At 62.8% G+C, this 16,452-nt stretch carries 13 protein-coding genes and 1 tRNA gene; 7 read left to right on the forward strand and 7 right to left on the reverse strand.

All coding sequences use genetic code 11. The annotated features are described in order from the left end of the window. A partial coding sequence (gene aceE, locus QRM57_RS08260; protein ID WP_284986239.1) for a pyruvate dehydrogenase (acetyl-transferring), homodimeric type occupies positions 1-1,828 on the reverse strand: 1,828 nt, incomplete at its 3' end. 292 nt (positions 1,829-2,120) lie between these two features. On the opposite strand from aceE, the gene QRM57_RS08265 reads away from it, so the two are divergent. From QRM57_RS08265 to QRM57_RS08280, 4 genes are all read left to right on the forward strand, one after another. Then, a complete protein-coding gene (locus tag QRM57_RS08265) occupies positions 2,121-3,683 on the forward strand; it encodes an NCS1 family nucleobase:cation symporter-1 (protein ID WP_284986240.1) in 1,563 nt (520 codons plus the stop codon). A 93-nt stretch (positions 3,684-3,776) separates the two neighbouring features. Then, positions 3,777-4,535 carry an aspartate/glutamate racemase family protein gene (locus tag QRM57_RS08270; RefSeq protein ID WP_284986241.1) on the forward strand — a complete coding sequence of 253 codons (759 nt, stop codon included), beginning with the start codon at positions 3,777-3,779 and terminating at the stop codon, positions 4,533-4,535. Between the two features lie 33 nt (positions 4,536-4,568). Continuing rightward, positions 4,569-5,336 (forward strand): SDR family oxidoreductase, encoded by a 768-nt coding sequence (locus QRM57_RS08275; protein ID WP_284986242.1) that lies wholly within the window; start codon positions 4,569-4,571, stop codon positions 5,334-5,336. A 153-nt stretch (positions 5,337-5,489) separates the two neighbouring features. Then, positions 5,490-6,977 carry a cation:dicarboxylate symporter family transporter gene (locus tag QRM57_RS08280; RefSeq protein WP_257370953.1) on the forward strand — a complete coding sequence of 496 codons (1,488 nt, stop codon included), beginning with the start codon at positions 5,490-5,492 and terminating at the stop codon, positions 6,975-6,977. Positions 6,978-7,023: 46 nt separating this feature from the next. Here the strand turns inward: QRM57_RS08280 and QRM57_RS08285 are convergent, their stop codons facing one another. Continuing rightward, complete coding sequence (locus tag QRM57_RS08285) at positions 7,024-7,428, reverse strand: sterol carrier family protein (RefSeq protein WP_284986243.1); 405 nt, start codon at positions 7,426-7,428, stop codon at positions 7,024-7,026. Between the two features lie 24 nt (positions 7,429-7,452). After that, the gene (locus QRM57_RS08290) at positions 7,453-8,469 is read right to left on the reverse strand and encodes an asparaginase (RefSeq protein WP_235517436.1); all 1,017 of its coding nucleotides are present in this window, start codon (positions 8,467-8,469) and stop codon (positions 7,453-7,455) included. 100 nt (positions 8,470-8,569) lie between these two features. On the opposite strand from QRM57_RS08290, the gene purD reads away from it, so the two are divergent. Further along, on the forward strand, positions 8,570-9,880 hold the full coding sequence (gene purD / locus QRM57_RS08295) for a phosphoribosylamine--glycine ligase (protein ID WP_257370951.1): 1,311 nt from the start codon (positions 8,570-8,572) through the stop codon (positions 9,878-9,880). 1 nt (position 9,881) lies between these two features. After that, complete coding sequence (locus QRM57_RS08300; protein ID WP_284986244.1) at positions 9,882-10,820, forward strand: phosphoribosylaminoimidazolesuccinocarboxamide synthase; 939 nt, start codon at positions 9,882-9,884, stop codon at positions 10,818-10,820. A 77-nt stretch (positions 10,821-10,897) separates the two neighbouring features. Here the strand turns inward: QRM57_RS08300 and QRM57_RS08305 are convergent, their stop codons facing one another. Further along, positions 10,898-12,172, reverse strand: coding sequence for a helix-turn-helix domain-containing protein (locus QRM57_RS08305; protein ID WP_257370949.1), 1,275 nt, complete (start codon positions 12,170-12,172; stop codon positions 10,898-10,900). Positions 12,173-12,298: 126 nt separating this feature from the next. On the opposite strand from QRM57_RS08305, the gene QRM57_RS08310 reads away from it, so the two are divergent. Continuing rightward, positions 12,299-12,514, forward strand: a complete 216-nt coding sequence (locus tag QRM57_RS08310; protein WP_211710492.1) for a hypothetical protein — start codon at positions 12,299-12,301, stop codon at positions 12,512-12,514. A 115-nt stretch (positions 12,515-12,629) separates the two neighbouring features. Here QRM57_RS08310 and QRM57_RS08315 read toward each other — a convergent pair. The 3 genes from QRM57_RS08315 to QRM57_RS08325 form a co-directional block, all read right to left on the reverse strand. Continuing rightward, a tRNA-Pro gene (locus tag QRM57_RS08315) sits at positions 12,630-12,706 on the reverse strand. A gap of 98 nt (positions 12,707-12,804) precedes the next feature. Beyond that, positions 12,805-14,637 (reverse strand): ABC transporter ATP-binding protein, encoded by a 1,833-nt coding sequence (locus QRM57_RS08320; protein WP_284986245.1) that lies wholly within the window; start codon positions 14,635-14,637, stop codon positions 12,805-12,807. Beyond that, on the reverse strand, positions 14,634-16,433 hold the full coding sequence (locus QRM57_RS08325) for an ABC transporter ATP-binding protein (RefSeq protein ID WP_284986246.1): 1,800 nt from the start codon (positions 16,431-16,433) through the stop codon (positions 14,634-14,636). Before QRM57_RS08325 ends, QRM57_RS08320 begins: the two co-directional genes overlap by 4 nt. Positions 16,434-16,452 lie beyond the last annotated feature (19 nt).

The following is a 16,452-nucleotide window of genomic DNA, read 5'->3' on the forward strand; positions in this document are numbered from 1 at the left end:
GGGGTTCGCCGTGGGTGGCGTAGGAGGTTCCGGCGGCGGTGAACGCTGCGACGGCTCCGGCTTCGTTGATGCCGGGGTGGATCAGTTGTCCGGCGGGTGATTCTTTGTAGGCCAGGACGAGGTCGCGGTCCACGGAGAGGTAGTTCTGGCCTTTGGGGTTGTAGATTTTCGCGGTCGGGAAGAACGCGTCCATGCCGAAGGTCCGGGATTCGTCCGGGACGACGGGCACGAAGCGTGCGCCGAAGTTTTTGTCGCGCATGAGGTCTTTGAGGAGCCTCACGAAGGCCATGGTGGTCGCGGCTTGTTGTTTCCCGGACCCGCGTTTGGCCACGTCGTAGGACTTCGGGTCCGGGAGGGTGACGGGGGTGTGGGTGCGGCGGCGTTCGGGGACGAACCCGCCGAGCTCGGCCCGGCGTTCCATGAGGTATTGGATTTCCGGGGCGTCCATGCCGGGGTGGTAGTACGGGGGCCGGTAGAGGTCCGCGTCGAGTTGTTCGTCGCTGATGGGGATCCGGAGGTGGTCACGGAAGGCTTTGAGGTCTTCCATGGTCAGTTTCTTCATTTGGTGGGTCGCGTTGCGGCCCTCGAAGTGCGGTCCGAGTCCGTAGCCCTTGACTGTTTTGGCCAGGATCACGGTGGGTTTGCCCTTGAACTCGGTCGCTGCCTTATAGGCGGCGTAGACCTTGCGGTAGTCGTGGCCGCCGCGTTTGAGGCCCCAGATCTGTTCGTCGGTCAGGTCCGCGACCATGTCCTTGGTGGCCGGGTTCTTCCCGAAGAAGTGTTCCCGCACGAACCCGCCGGACTCGGCCTTGTAGGTCTGGTAGTCACCATCGGGGGTTTCGTTCATGATTTTCACCAACGCCCCGTCGGTGTCGGCCTCGAGCAGGGAGTCCCACTCCCGGCCCCAGACGACCTTGATCACGTTCCAGCCCGCACCGCGGAAGAACGCTTCGAGTTCCTGCATGATCTTGCCGTTACCGCGCACGGGACCGTCCAGGCGCTGGAGGTTGCAGTTGACCACGAAGTTCAGGTTGTCCAGGTTCTCGTTCGCGGCGAGCTGCAACAAACCACGGGACTCGGGCTCGTCCATTTCCCCGTCACCAAGGAACGCCCAGACCTGCTGGTCCGAGGTGTCCTTGATCCCACGGTTCTGCAGGTACCGGTTGGACTGGGCCTGGTAGATCGCGTTCATCGGGCCGATACCCATCGACACGGTCGGGAACTCCCAGAAATCCGGCATCAGGCGCGGGTGCGGGTACGAGGACAACGCGTGCCCTTCCTTGGACTTCTCCTGACGGAACCCGTCCAGATCCTCTTCGCTGAGGCGGCCTTCCATGAACGCCCGCGCGTACATCCCCGGGGACGCGTGACCCTGGAAGAACACCTGGTCCCCGCCCGAGGGGTGGTCCTTGCCGCGGAAGAAGTGGTTGAAGCCCACCTCGTACAGGGTCGCGGCACCGGCATACGTGGAAATATGCCCGCCCACACCAATATCGGAACGCTGCGCACGATGAACCATCACCGCAGCGTTCCAGCGCATATACGCCCGATACCGGCGCTCGAACTCCTCGTTCCCCGGGAACGGCGCTTCCTGGTCCACCGGGATCGTGTTCACATAATCAGTGGTCGTCACCATCGGCACACCCACCGACCGGGCACCAGCACGCTGCAACAACGAACGCATAATGAACTGCGCACGCTCAGTACCCTGCTCGGCGATCAACGCATCAAGGGACTCAATCCACTCCGCAGTCTCTTCCGGATCACGATCAGGCAGCTGGGCAGTCAACCCGCTGAGGATGTGTGAGGTCTCTTCTCCTACAGCCACGTCCAACCTCTCTTCATTGAATGTCTGGGCGCTTGCTCTGTGGGGGGCGCTCAAGGAATTTCGTATTGTGAGAATAAAATTCTGCAATTCGAGATTACGTCTACCGATGGGCAGCGTCAACACGGATCGCCTGTCCGCAACAGTCAACTGGCAATCCTGTCGCCAGGCAACCAAATGTGACCCTGCATACACCGGGAGCACCTTGACCGCGAGTGACCTGCGTCATAGATTGCTTTCACTATTCAATAACTAGTTTCCGCAATGTGGAAGCAGTACGAAGTGGAGATCCACGATGCAGACGACTTCATCAGTCGGCGTCACTGAGACTCCGGACGAACCGCAGGGTGGCCCCAACCATCGTGTGGTTGGCAATACAGAATTGTGTGCAATCGCGTCCGAAGCATCAGGCCGTACCATCAGCCCCAGCCTTTACAACATCGACCTGGCCCCCACAAAGGCCAAGGGCCGCAAGTGGACCAGCTACAGCATCTTCACCCTCTGGGCCAACGACGTCCACAGCCTGGGTAACTATGCTTTCGCCATTGGTCTTTTCTCGCTCGGATTGGGCGGATGGCAGATCCTGGTGGCCCTGGGAATTGGTGCCGTCCTCCTTTTTGCCCTCCTGAACTTCTCGGGGTTCATGGGCCAGAAGACCGGCGTCCCCTTCCCTGTCATGAGCCGCATCAGCTTCGGCATCCGGGGTGCGCAGATTGCCAGCCTGATCCGCGGCGCCGTTGCCGTGGCGTGGTTCGGAATTCAGACCTACCTGGCATCCGTGGTCCTGCGCGTCATGCTCGTTGCCATGGCACCGGGCCTGAAGGACCTGGACAGCAACTCCATCCTGGGGCTTTCCACCTTGGGTTGGTTCTCCTTCGTCGCCCTATGGATCGTCCAGCTGGTCATCGTGAGCTTCGGCATGGAAATGATCCGTAAGTACGAGGCGTTCGCTGGTCCCGTCATTCTCGTCACCATGGCCGCGATCGCCGTGTGGGTTTTCGTCGAAGCCGGCGGAGCCATCCAGTGGTCCGGAATCAAGGGTCTCGAAGGCGGCGAAATGTGGTTGACCATCTTCGCCGGCGGAGCGCTGTGGGTATCCATTTACGGAACCTTCGTACTGAACTTCTGCGACTTCACCCGTTCTTCCACCACCAGGAAGTCGATCGTCAAAGGCAACTTCTGGGGCATCCCCATCAACATGCTGGTCTTCGGCGCCATTGTGGTGGTCATGGCCGGCGGGCAGTACAAGATCAACGGCACGGTCATCGAAAGCCCATCGGACATTGTCCAGAGCATCCCCAACACGCTCCTGCTGGTGTTGGCTTGCCTGGCCTTGCTCATCCTGACCGTGGCCGTGAACCTGATGGCCAACTTCGTGGCGCCGGTGTATGCGCTGACCAACCTTTTCCCGCGGCACCTGAACTTCCGTAAGGCAGCCTGGGTCAGCGGCACCATCGGCCTGGTCATCCTGCCCTGGAACCTTTACAACAACCCGATCGTGATCGTGTACTTCCTGGGCGGACTTGGCGCCTTGCTCGGCCCGCTGTTCGGAGTCATCATGGCCGATTACTGGCTGGTTCGCCGGGGTAAGGTCAACGTTCCCGAGCTGTACACGGACGATCCCAAGGGAGCCTACTTCTACAAGCGCGGCGTGAATCCCAAGGCCATCATCGCCCTGATCCCGGCCGCTGCCATCGCCGTTGCCATCGCATTCATCCCGGCACTTGCACCAGCTGCACCGTTCGCATGGTTCATCGGAGCAGGCGTCGGCGCCCTGACGTTCTTTGCCGTTGCTGACAAGAAGCAACTTCACGACGACGTGTCCGGTGAGCCGATCGCCGTCGCCAGCACCCACTAGTAAACCCAGCCCCACAGGCCAAGCCCACCCTCGCCGACAACCGGACTTCGCTCCAGTTGCCCGGGGGTGGGCGTCGCCGTTGAGAGGATTTCCATGCGCATCCTTGTCGCAAACGTCAACACCACCCAATCCATGACAGACTCCATCGCTGCCCAGGCGCGGGCAGCGGCTGCTCCGGGCACCGAAATCATCGGCATCACACCCCGTTTCGGCGCCGATTCCTGCGAAGGAAACTTCGAAAGCTACCTTGCAGCGATCGCCGTCATGGATGCCGTGGTCAACTATCCCGAGCCCTTCGACGCCGTCATCCAGGCCGGCTATGGCGAACACGGCCGCGAAGGCCTGCAGGAACTCCTGGACGTGCCCGTCGTCGACATCACCGAAGCCGCTGCCAGTACGGCGATGTTCCTCGGCCACAAATATTCGGTGGTCACCACCCTTGACCGCGCGGTGCCCCTCATCGAGGACCGGCTCAAGCTGGCCGGCCTGGACGCCCGCTGCGCTTCGGTCCGGGCCAGCGGCATGGCTGTGCTGGAACTGGAGGAGTACCCCGAGCGGGCCGTCGAAGCGATCGTTGGCCAGGCCGAAGAGGCCGTCCGGAATGACAAGGCCGAGGTCATCGTCCTTGGCTGCGGCGGGATGGCGGGGCTGGATGAGCAGATCCGACAGCGGACCGGCGTTCCCGTGGTGGATGGCGTAGCCTCGGCCGTCACCATCGCCGAGTCACTGGTCCGCCTTGGCCTGTCCACGTCCAAGGTGCGAACCTACGCCACGCCGCGCCCGAAGACTGTCATAGGCTGGCCGATAACCGCAGCCCAGCATTCAGCAGCCCAGCAAGAAGCCGCACGCTGACGCTGCCCACAGTATTTCCCGAAAGGCAACCACATGACTGACTCCAGCCTGCCCGCAGACTCAAGGGTCGCCGTCGTTACCGGGGCGGGTTCCGGCATTGGGCGGGCGGTCGCCCGTCTCATGCTCGCCGAAGGCTACCGGGTGGCGCTGGCCGGCCGTCGTGAGGCCCAGCTTCTTGAGACTGCGGGCGATCATCCGCACGCGCTTGCGGTTCCGTGTGACGTGACAGTGCCCGACGACGTCGCCCGCCTTTTCGCGGCGGTTCGCCAGCGCTGGGGCCGGGTTGATGTGCTGTTCAACAACGCCGGTATCTTTGGTCCTGCGGGCGACGTCGGCGAGATCGACGTGGACGAATGGGAAGCGACCCTGAGGGTCAATGTCACCGGTTCCATGCTGTGCGCGGCTGAAGCGGTACGCACCATGAAGGCCCAGGAACCCCAAGGCGGGCGGATCATCAACAACGGGTCCATCTCGGCCCATTCGCCCAGGCCGCGGTCCGTTGCCTACACGGTCACCAAGCACGCGATGACCGGCCTCACCAAGAGCATTGAGCTCGATGGGAGGGCTTTTGGCATTACGTGCGGGCAGATCGACATCGGCAATACCCGGACCGAAATCATGGACACCATCGGCGTGGGCTCCGGTGCCCTGCAGGCCGACGGTAGCCGCAAGGTGGAACCGATGTTCCCGGTGGACGACGCAGCCCGTGCCGTGCTGATGATGGCCAACATGCCGGCGTCGGCCAGTGTTGGATCCCTGGTGGTCACGGCTGCCGGCATGCCGTTCGTGGGCCGCGGCTAGCGAGTTAGGGACGCCCGTCCGCGGCCTTCCAACCGATTGTGACTTCCATAATATGGAAACTCATTTTCCCCTTGCGGAATGATGTGACCCGGCTTACATTGAAAACATCCCCCCAAAACGAGGGGCTGTTCCCAAACTGATTGGTTCAGATCAATGAAGATCCCAGACTCCGCGGCGCTGAAGGCGAGTTCGGCCCCGCAGAAGAAAAAGCGGCTGTATCAGTCGCTCTTTTTTCAAATTCTGATCGCCGTCGTCGCAGGTGTGCTCATCGGTCATTTTTGGCCGAATATCGGGTCCGCCCTCCGGCCACTGGGTGATGGATTCATTCAACTCATCAAAATGATCATTGCCCCGCTGATTTTCCTCGTGATCGTCACGGGCATCTCGGCAGTGGGCGACGTCAAGGCGGTCGGAAGGGTTGGGGTCAAGGCGCTCCTGTACTTCACCGGTGCCACGCTTTTCGCCCTCGTTTTCGGGCTCATCGTAGGAAACATCGTCCAGCCGGGTGCCGGGCTGAACATCGATCCCTCAACGCTTTCCCAGGAGGCGCTCGACGCGAAGACCGGCCACGCGGTCCCCAAGGACGCGGCCGCCTTCATCCTGGACGTCATTCCTTCAAGCGTCATCGGTGCCTTCGCCAGCAACAGCCTGCTGCAGGTCCTGTTCTTCTCCGTCTTCTTCGGCGCTGCAATCGTCGTCATCGGCCGGGAACGTTGCCTGCCGGTCATCAGCCTCATGGAGACTGTCCTGGAGCTGATCTTCAAGATCATGTCCTGGATCATGAGGGTCGCCCCGATCGGTGCCTTTGGTGCCATGGCCTTCATCATCGGCCAGTACGGTGTGGGGACGCTTGGGACCTACGCCCTGTTGATCGCCTCCTGCTACGGAGCGGCCATCATCTTCATTGGCTTGCTGTTCCTGGTGGCGTGGGGCTTCGCCCGGGTTCCACTGTGGCAGTTCCTCAAGTACACCCGCGAAGAGTTCCTGCTGGCCCTCGGCACCGCCTCAACGGAAGCCGTGATGCCGCGCATCATGACCAAGCTGACCAACGCCGGGTGCTCCCGGGCCACCACCGGTTTGGTCGTTCCCACGGGCTACTCTTTCAACCTCGACGGCGCCGCGATCTACCTTTCGATCTCACTGCTGTTCCTGGCCCAGGCTTTCGGTCACAACCTGGACCTCGGCCAGCAGTTGGCTGCCCTTGGCGTGCTGCTCCTGACCTCCAAGGGAATGGCAGGTGTCCCGGGCTCATCCTTCCTGGCACTTTCGGCAACCGCTGCAGCCTTGGGCATCTTCCCGGTCGCCGGTGTGGCACTCCTCCTCGGCGCCGACCGCCTCATGGACTCCATGCGCGTCGTCGTGAACCTCCTCGGCAACTGTGTGGCAACGTTCGTCGTCGCCAAATGGGAGGGCCAATTCGACCGCAGCGTCATGGTCCGCGCGTTCAACGGTGAGATCACCAATGAGGACACCGCCATCATGCTCGGCAAGGAAGATGTCTTTGAGCAACAGGAACTGGAACGCATCAGCAGCGGCCAGAACCCGTCTCCGAAATTCCGTGGCGGCCCCACCTCCGATGAGATCCCGCAATTCGAGATGAGCAAGCCGGGCAAATCACAGGACCCGATCTGCCCCGACTGACGTGAATGGTGATGCCCTCCGGAAAGCTCCGGAGGGCATCACCTGTTTAAAGGGGCAGCAAGCCGGATAGGTCGGCCCGCAAACCCGAGGCTGTCACTTTGTGTGACGACACCGCATCCGCCCACGAGATCCGGCCCGTCACCAGCGAAAGCCAGGTGTCGGCGTCGCACTCAATGACGTTCGGGGGAGTGCCTCGCGTGTGGCGGGGCCCTTCAACGCACTGGGTCACGCCGAACGGCGGCACCCGGACCTCCACCGAATTGCCGGGCGCGCGGGCGGTGACTTCCTCCAGCGAGTAGCGGACCGCCGTCGCAATCAACGTGCGCGGCGTCGGCGTCCCGGCGTCGGCGGTTGTCCCACCGGCGGTTTCGGAACGTTCGACGGCGGTTTGCCAGGTTGCCAGGGCGGCGCGGCCTTCTTCGATGTTGACTCGGCGTCGTGCAACAGCCATGGGTATTCCTTATCCTGTGCGGGTTTAGTCGAGCAGTGCGGAGACGGCATGGCCCAGGCGGATCCTGCCTACCGCACGTCCGCCGCCGAGCACCGGCTCCACTACGCGTTCCAGGACGTTGGAAACCGCGGGGATGTCAACTGCACCGCTGACGGCAAGCAGCGTCAGCCCAACCAGGGTGGTGGCACGGAGATTGCCGTCCAGAACCTTGACCGCCACAGTGGCGCCGGTGGGCGTTGCCAGGACAAGGACGCCCTCGGCGCCAATCTTCGCCAGGACTTCCAGTTCCTCCATGACCACCGTGTTGGACTCGCCCTTGCCTTGAACGGCCCAGGGGTAATCCAGCATGGACGTGGCGATGGTGGCTGCACGGGCGTTGGAAGAGGAGTCGCCGGGCGACTTGGCCAGCTTGGAGTAGGCGCGCGCAAGACCGGTGAGCGACAGCGCTGCTACCGGCGCGCCGCACCCATCGATGCCCAGATGGGAGATCGTCTCTTCGCTGTATTCCTCTATGACGGAACGAACGCGCTGCTGCAGCGGGTGGTTCGGTTCGAGGTAGCTGCGGAGGTCCCAGCCGTTCTCGGTGCAAGCCCACAGGAAGGCTGCGTGCTTGCCGGAGCAATTGAAAGCGAGCTTGGATTGGCCCCGCTCGGACCGTACCAGCCAGTTACGGGCCGTCTCATCCTGCGGCCACGCCGTGGGGCAGTGCAGGTTTTCCTCGCGGACGCCGGCGGCCTTGAGCATCCCTTCCACCACATCCATGTGTTCCAGGGAGCCGGTGTGGCTACCGCACGCCACGGCCACCTGCGCGCCACGCAGCGGGACGCCGGACTGCATGGAAGCCAACGCCTGGAAAGGTTTGAGGGTGGAGCGGGCGAAAACGGGGGCATCAATGTCACCCAGCCGGGTCACTACGGAACCATCACCGGCCAGGACCACGGCAGCACCAACATGCCGGGACTCGATGAAGCCGCTGCGTTCGATCACTGCCAGTTCCACTGCGGAGTCTACGTTGAAGGTTTCGTGCGAACTCATTGGCATGCAGTAAGTCTATGGGGCGCCGTGGTTACTGGGGTTCTCTCGGGGTCCGGTGCGTGACACAGCTTAGGATGCTCGCCCTTCACAAAGTACCCTTGAAGCCGTGAAGGTACTCGTCATTGGCCCAGGCGGCCGCGAACACGCCATTGTCCGCTCTCTGCTTGAAGACCCCAACGTTTCGGAGGTCCACGCGGCCCCGGGCAACGCGGGCATCAGCAAACTCGTTCCCACCCACGCGATCGACGGGAACAACCCGGAAGCCGTGTCTGCCCTCGCCACCAAGCTGGGCGTGGACCTGGTAGTCGTAGGACCCGAGGCGCCGCTGGCTGCCGGTGTTTCCGACGCTGTCCGTGAGGCCGGGATTCCGGTGTTCGGTCCCAGCAAGGAAGCGGCCCAGCTGGAGGCCTCCAAGGCTTTCGCCAAGCAGATCATGGCCGAAGCCAACGTTCCCACGGCCATGGCCCGCGTTGCCACCACCGCAGAAGAAGCCGCGGACGCCCTGGACACTTTCGGTGCGCCGCATGTGGTCAAGGACGACGGACTGGCTGCCGGCAAGGGTGTGGTTGTCACCAACGACCGCGACGAAGCACTGGCACACGCCCAGGCGTGCTTCGACGCCGGTGGAACCGTGGTCATCGAGGAATTCCTTGACGGCCCCGAAGTTTCCCTGTTCGTCCTGTGCGACGGCCGCACCACCGTTCCGTTGTCCCCGGCGCAGGACTTCAAGCGAATCTTCGACAACGACGAAGGCCCCAACACCGGCGGCATGGGTGCGTACACCCCGCTTGAGTGGGCGCCCGAGGGCCTGGTCCAGGAAGTCATCGACCGCGTGGCGCAGCCCACCGTGGACGAGATGGCCCGCCGCGGCACGCCCTTCATCGGCGTGTTGTACTGCGGCCTCGCCCTGACCTCCCGTGGCACCCGCGTCATCGAATTCAACGTGCGTTTCGGCGACCCTGAAACCCAGGCGGTCCTGGCCCGCCTCAAGACCCCGCTCGGCGCGCTGCTGCTGGCAGCTGCCAAGGGCGAACTGGACACCGCCGAAGAGCTGCGCTGGTCCAAGGACACGGCAGTCGCCGTCGTCGTTGCTGCCGAGAACTATCCGGACGCGCCCCGCACGGGTGACCGGATCCGTGGCCTGAAGAAGGTTGACGAATTGGATGGCGTCCACGTGGTCCACGCCGGAACCAAGCTGGATGATGAGGGCAAGGTGGTTTCCGCTGGCGGCCGCGTCTTGGCCGTTGTGGCGCTCGGTTCCGATCTGGTGGAAGCCCGCGAAAAAGCTTACGACGGCGTGGAGCTGGTTCAGCTTGAAGGCTCGCAGTTCCGTACGGACATCGGAGGCAAGGCCGCCCGCGGCGAAATCCGGGTTCCCTTCGCGGGCACTGGAACCATCCCGAAAGTGAAGGCCTGACATGACTGATTCCCTTCCCACAGGCGGCCTGGAAACCGAGGCCCCGCAGCTTCCTGGTTGGACGCACGTCTACTCCGGCAAGGTCCGTGACCTCTACGTCCCGGCCGACGAGTCCATCACCGAAAAAGTGGGCCAGGAATGCGTCCTGGTGGTCGCCAGCGACCGCATCAGTGCTTACGACCACGTGCTGAGCAGCGAGATCCCGGACAAGGGCCGTGTTCTGACCCAGCTGAGCCTGTGGTGGTTCGACCAGCTGGACGTCGAGCACCACGTCCTCGCTTCCACCGTTGAGGGCGGCGTCCCGGCCGAGGTTGAAGGCCGTGCCATGATCTGCAAGAAGCTGGACATGTTCCCCGTGGAGTGCATCGCCCGCGGGTACCTGACAGGTTCAGGGCTGGCCGAGTACAAGGCATCCGGCACGGTGTGTGACATCCCGCTGCCCGAAGGCCTGGTTGACGGCTCGCGCTTGGAGAAGGCGCTGTTCACGCCCTCGGCCAAGGCCGAGGTGGGCGAGCACGACGAAAACATCACCTACGACGACGTCGTGGCCATGGTGGGTGACGACATCGCCGCCCGCCTGAGCGAGCTCACGCTGAAGATCTACACCCGTGCCGAGGAGATCGCACGCGAACGCGGCATCATCCTTGCCGATACCAAGGTGGAGTTCGGGATCGACGCTGCCACCGGCGTGATCACGTTGGGTGACGAGGTCCTCACCCCGGACTCTTCACGTTTCTGGGATGCATCCACGTACGCGCCGGGCCAGTCCCAGCCGTCGTATGACAAGCAGTACGTCCGAGACTGGTTGACCTCGGCGGAGTCGGGCTGGGACAAGTCCTCGGACACCCCGCCGCCGGCGTTGCCCGCCGACGTTGTTGAGCGCACCCGCGCCCGCTACGTCGAGGCCTACGAAAAGCTCACGGGCCGCACCTTCGCGTAGCCCACCCAACTGGGGGACAGCACCTGCTCTACTGAATATGCAGTAGAGCGTGTGTTGTCCCCTGGTTTTTTGGTTGATCAGGCCTGAGAATGTTCCGGGTGTGTTGCAGCGGCGCGGCGCTCGGCGAGCCGGATCTCCAGCACCGCATCCATGGCCTGCTGAACCCGATCCGAGGCTCCGGCGGCACTGAAGTCGTGCTGGGCCTCTTCCAGGTAATGCAGTGCCTCGGTGGTTTCGCCTGCGGCTTTCAGGGACTTGCCCAGCAGCAGCGAAACCTCGCCTGCAGTGTGCCGGGCCAGGACTTTGCGGTCGGCGTAAATTTCGCGCAGTTTCTCCACCGCAGCGAGGATGTCGCCGGTCAGGTAGAGCCAGCGGGCCCTGATGAAAGCCACTTCGAGCTGGTCTGTCTTGTTGCCGCCCACGATGGACAGGGCCAGCTCCGCACGCTCGATGGCGGACAGTGTTTCCGGCTCCACAATCCCGGAGGACAACCGCACCGCGGCCGAAGCCTTATTGAACCGGGCCCACAGCTCGATGTCGTTGGCGGGGGAGAGGAGCTTGGCTGCGCGTTCGTGGTGCTTGATGCCTTCCACATAGTCGTGGCGCATGAACGCTACGTTGCCCACAACCCACGCGACCTCGCCGGCAAGCTGCGACATGGAGTGCTCGTCCATGTGCTCAATCATGGCCAGGCAGTACGTCCATGCCTCGTCCAGCTTGCCGCTCTCTGCGAGGGCACCGATCAGCGCGCGGTGCGCACCAATGATGAGAGTTGAGCCCTTGGGCAGCTGCTCACACAGCTTGACCGCTTGCTTGGCATGCTCGACGGCGGTGGCCAGCTGACCTTGTCCGTGGCACACAGCGGCAAGCATCTGCCATGCACGCACTCCCAGGCCTGCCGACTCCGTGGCCATGGGGTGTTCCAGGAGGTGCTCAACAATCTGCTGGCATTCCTTGAGGTGGCCTTGCTTCATCACGCACTCGGCCTGCATGTAGGTCATGTTCCACCAGGCGCTGTTGTTCTTGGCTTCAAGGGCGATCTGCGCTGCGGTGGCGGCGTGGCTGGCTGCGAGTTGGTAGTCGCGGAGGTCCCATGCCTGCCGGGCGTAGAGACCGGCCAGGACATATTCCGCGTCGCTCACGGAGACGGGCTGGCTCCACGCTTCAAGGGCTTTGGGAGCAAGTTCCAGCCGCCGGGCCAGCTCTTCGATGACCTCGGCAGTGGGTTCCCGGCGTCCAGTCTCCAACAGCGAAATGTAGCTGGGCGAATACAGGTTTTTGCCGAGCTCGGCCTGCGTTAACCCACGTTCGAGCCGTTCGGCACGTAGCTTCTCGCCGAATCCGTTTCCCACGGGGTTCCTCCTACAGGTGTCTTTTGACCAAAACCTTGACAGTCTCTGTGGAAAACATTTTACAATGTATGTCAACAGGGACCACGCAATTTCCGTAACGAATCCGACTCGCATTGGGGAAATACCATGTTCAAGAAAATCATCGCTTCAGCGGCTTTGGCAGGCGCGCTGTCGCTGGCAGTCGCGGCTCCCGCAGTCGTCTCCGCTGCTTCGGCAGGAGACTCCAGCACGGTAAGTGCTATCGGCAACTGGCCCGATCCCATGCGCGTGGCGGCGCCAACTAAGTCAGCGGATACCACGTACACGCCGATGTCCATTGGCAACTGGCCGGATCCTATGTAAATCCAGTGTAGTGAAGAAACCCCCGGGGCGTGACGAGCGAGGCCCCGGGGGTTTCTTCTTGCCCTCATTTGGGCAAACAAAAATGGCGCCGATTTCTCGACGCCATTTTCGTGTTTGGTCGGGATGACAGGATTTGAACCTGCGACCTCTTCGTCCCGAACGAAGCGCGCTACCAAGCTGCGCTACATCCCGATCCGCTGCGAAAGCAACTGTTCAAGGATAGCTGAATAGCCCCGTGATGCGAAATCGAGGACCGGGTGTCGCTCCTCACAGCATCCAAGCAAGAAGGGCTACACCAGCGAGTCCCGCCAAGCCCCGTGCAGTTGGGCGAACCGGCCACCGCCGCTGATCAGTTCGGCGGGTGTTCCGTCTTCCACAATTCGCCCGTCGTGCACCACCAGGACCCGGTCGGCTGTTTCCACGGTGGAGAGTCGGTGGGCGATGATGATGGCTGTACGGGCTCCTCTGCCACCGGCCACTCCGTCCAACAAGTTGGACAGCCCTTGCTGGACCATGCGTTCCGAGGGGATGTCCAAGGAAGACGTTGCCTCGTCCAGGATCAGCACGGCGGGTGCCGCCAGGAAGGCGCGGGCAAAGCCAATGAGTTGGCGCTGGCCTGACGACACGCGTCCACCACGCTTGTTGACGTCAGTGTCGTAGCCTTCGGGGAGGCTCATGATGAACTCGTGCGCCCCCACCGCTGCGGCGGCGGCTTCGATTTCAGCACGGGATGCTTCGGGCCGACCCAAAGCGATGTTGTCGGCCACCGATCCGCTGAACAGGAAAGCCTCCTGGGTGACCATCACCACGGCACGGCGGAGATCGGTGGTGGCGAGGTCCCGCAAATCGACACCATCCAGGGTGATCGCTCCCGACGTGACGTCGTAGAAGCGCGCCACGAGCTTGGCCAAAGTGGACTTTCCGGCACCGGTCTGCCCCACCAGGGCCACGGTCTGTCCGGCGGGGATATGCAGGTCCAGGCGCGGGACAACAATGCTGCCGTCGTTATAGCCGAACTCCACCTCGTTGAAATCGATCTCGCCGCGCGGACTTTTCAATGGCACGGGGTTCTTCGGCGGCCGGACGGTAGGAATTTCCTCGAGGAGGCCGGACACCTTTTCCAGCGCCGCCTGGGCACTCTGGAACGAGTTGTAGAACATGGCCATCTGGTCCACCGGCTGGAAGAAGCGCTTGGTGGACAGGATCAAGGCCAGCAGGACGCCGACGGCGAGGTCACCGCTCAGCACCCGGAAGCCGCCGAAGAGCAGGACGACGGCGACGCAGACGTTGCCGATCAATACCAGGCCGGGCTGGAAAATGCCGTTGAGGTTGATGGACCGGACGGTGTTCTTGCGGTAGTCCTCAGCCAGTTGGCCGTACTGGGCGGCGTTCTCGCGCTCCTTGCGGAAGGCCTTTACGGCACGGATGCCGGTCATGGTTTCCACGAAATGCACGATCAGCCGTGCTGAAACCACCCGTGATTCGCGGAAAGCTATTTGTGAGTGCTTCTGGTACCAGCGGGCCAGGAAGAACATGGGGACCCCGGCTGCAAGCATGATCAGGCCACTGCGCCAGTCCAAGGCAAAAACAGTGACAGCCGTGAAGACCATGAACAGCATGCCGGACGCGAGGGAGCTGACACCGGAATCCAGCAGTTCCCGCAGCGCCTCGAGGTCGGAGGTCTGCCGGGCGATGATGCGTCCCGAGGTGTATTTCTCGTGGAATTCCAAGCTCAACCGCTGGGTGTGCCGGAACACTCGAAGCCGAAGATCGAGGAGCATCGCCTGGCTCAGCCTGGCAGTGGAGGTGACATACAGTGCCGTCATTCCAGCCGTCGCAATCGCCGCTGCCAAATACAGCGAACCGGCCAGAACCAGTGGGCCGTTGTCGCCGGACTGCAATGCCGGCAGCGCATGGTCGATCCCGAAAGCGATCAGGGCAGGCCCGGCCACGCGGGTGAGTTGCGAGACCACCACCATCACGATCGTCATCCAGAAACGCAACCGTACCGGGCGGATCAGCGAGGCAAGCAAGGCGAGGGACCGGCGTCGTACGGCTTTGCTGTCCGCTTTGGTGAGGTGCGTGTTGTCCTCGTTGGCGGTTCCAAATGTTGTGGCGCTCACCGGCGGGCCTCCTCAGCTTCTTCGAGCTCGTCCAGTTCGCTGTCCAGATCCTTTGGACCGGCGTCAAGGCTGGCGATGACGTACCGGTAATGGTCATTTTCGGCCAACAGTTCCGTGTGGGTCCCGACGGCGGTAATGGTTCCGTTTTCGAGCAAGGCGACCCGGTCAGCCAGGGCCACTGTGGAAGGTCGGTGGGCGACGATCAACGTCGTAGTGTCGCTGAGGACGTCGCGCAAACGGGCTTCCACGCGTTCCTCGGTATTCACGTCGAGCGCGGAAAGGGGGTCATCCAGGACCAACACTTTGGGTTTTGCGGCGATGGCCCGGGCCAAGGCAATGCGCTGGCGCTGGCCGCCTGACAAGCTCAGCCCTTCCTCGCCGATCAGCGTGTCCACACCGTCCGGCAAAGAGTAGGCGAACTGCGCCTGGGCAACGTCCAAGGCCTCGTCCAGAGCGGCATTACTGGGATCCGGGGCGCCAAGGAGGACGTTGTCACGTACGGAGCTCGAAAACAACGTGGTGTCCTCGAAAGCGACCGCAACGATCCGTCGGAGCTCGTCGATGTCGTAATCACGCACGTCCACCCCGTCGATGGTTACGGCGCCCTCGGTCACGTCGTACAAGCGCGGGACCAGCTGGAGCAGTGCACTCTTTCCGCTGCCTGTGATCCCCACCAGGGCCATGGTCTCACCCGGGCGGATATCAAGGGTGACATCGTGCAGCAGGCTGCCACCGTCGTCGAACCCGAAACCCGCATGCTCAAACCGGAGGGCGCCCTTGACGGCTTCCGGCACCACGGCTATGTCCGGGGAGGTGATGGTGTTTTCGGTATCCATGACCTCGAAATGGCGATCCAGCGCAGTCTTGGCCGTCAGTGCCATGGCCAGCAGCATCCCGGAGAATTCCACCGGCGTTGCCACCACAGCGGCGGTTGCGAAGAACGCCACCAGTGAGCCAATGCTCAGCTGCCCGCTGGCCGCCAGCATGATGCCGACCACCAGTCCGACGCCCAGGGCAAGCTCCGGCAGCAACGTAACCACCAGGGTGAACCCCGCTTGCTGCTTGGCCTTAGCGATCTCGGTCTGGCGCAGTTCCTCGGCTTGGCCGTTGAAGTTCTCCAGCGCTTCCCGGCTGCGGCCGAACGCTTTAAGCACGCGGATGCCGTGGACGGATTCTTCAACTGTGGTGGCGAGGTCGCCTGCCTGGTCCTGGCTGAGGCGTGCCACCAAGCTGAAGCGGCGGCGGAAGCGGAAGGAATTGATCATGATCGGCACAGCAGCGGCGAGGAAGATCAGGGCGAGCTGCCAGCTCATCGAGAACATGACGCCGACGCCTATAATCACCGTCAACGTCGTGACCACCAGCATGATCGCACCGAACGCCATCCAGCGGCGAAGGAAGCTGAGATCCGTCATGGCCCGCGAAAGGAGCTGGCCCGAACCCCAGCGATCGTGGAATGCGACTGTGAGCTCCTGGAGGTGCCCGTACAGTGTCACGCGCATCCTGGTCTCAACAGTGGTGGCCGGGTTGATGACGAATTGGCGGCGCAGCGCCACCAGCCCGGCTTCGGCAATACCCAAGCCAAGGATCACGACGGCGGCAATCCAGACTGCGTCCGTGGAACCGCCCGGCTGCAGGGAGTTGTTGACGAGTACCCGCAGCACTTGCGGGATGGTCAAGGCGACAATGCTCGCGAGCAGGGCGCAGATGAGGCCCATAAGTAGTCGGGGGATGATGGGCCGCACATGGGGGTACAGGCGGCCGACGGAGGTGAAAAATGAGGTTTGCTTGGACATGCCCGCTTCTCAACAGCTG

Source organism: Arthrobacter sp. fls2-241-R2A-172 (genome assembly GCF_030208885.1).
In the GTDB taxonomy this organism is placed as follows: Bacteria; Actinomycetota; Actinomycetes; order Actinomycetales; family Micrococcaceae; genus Arthrobacter.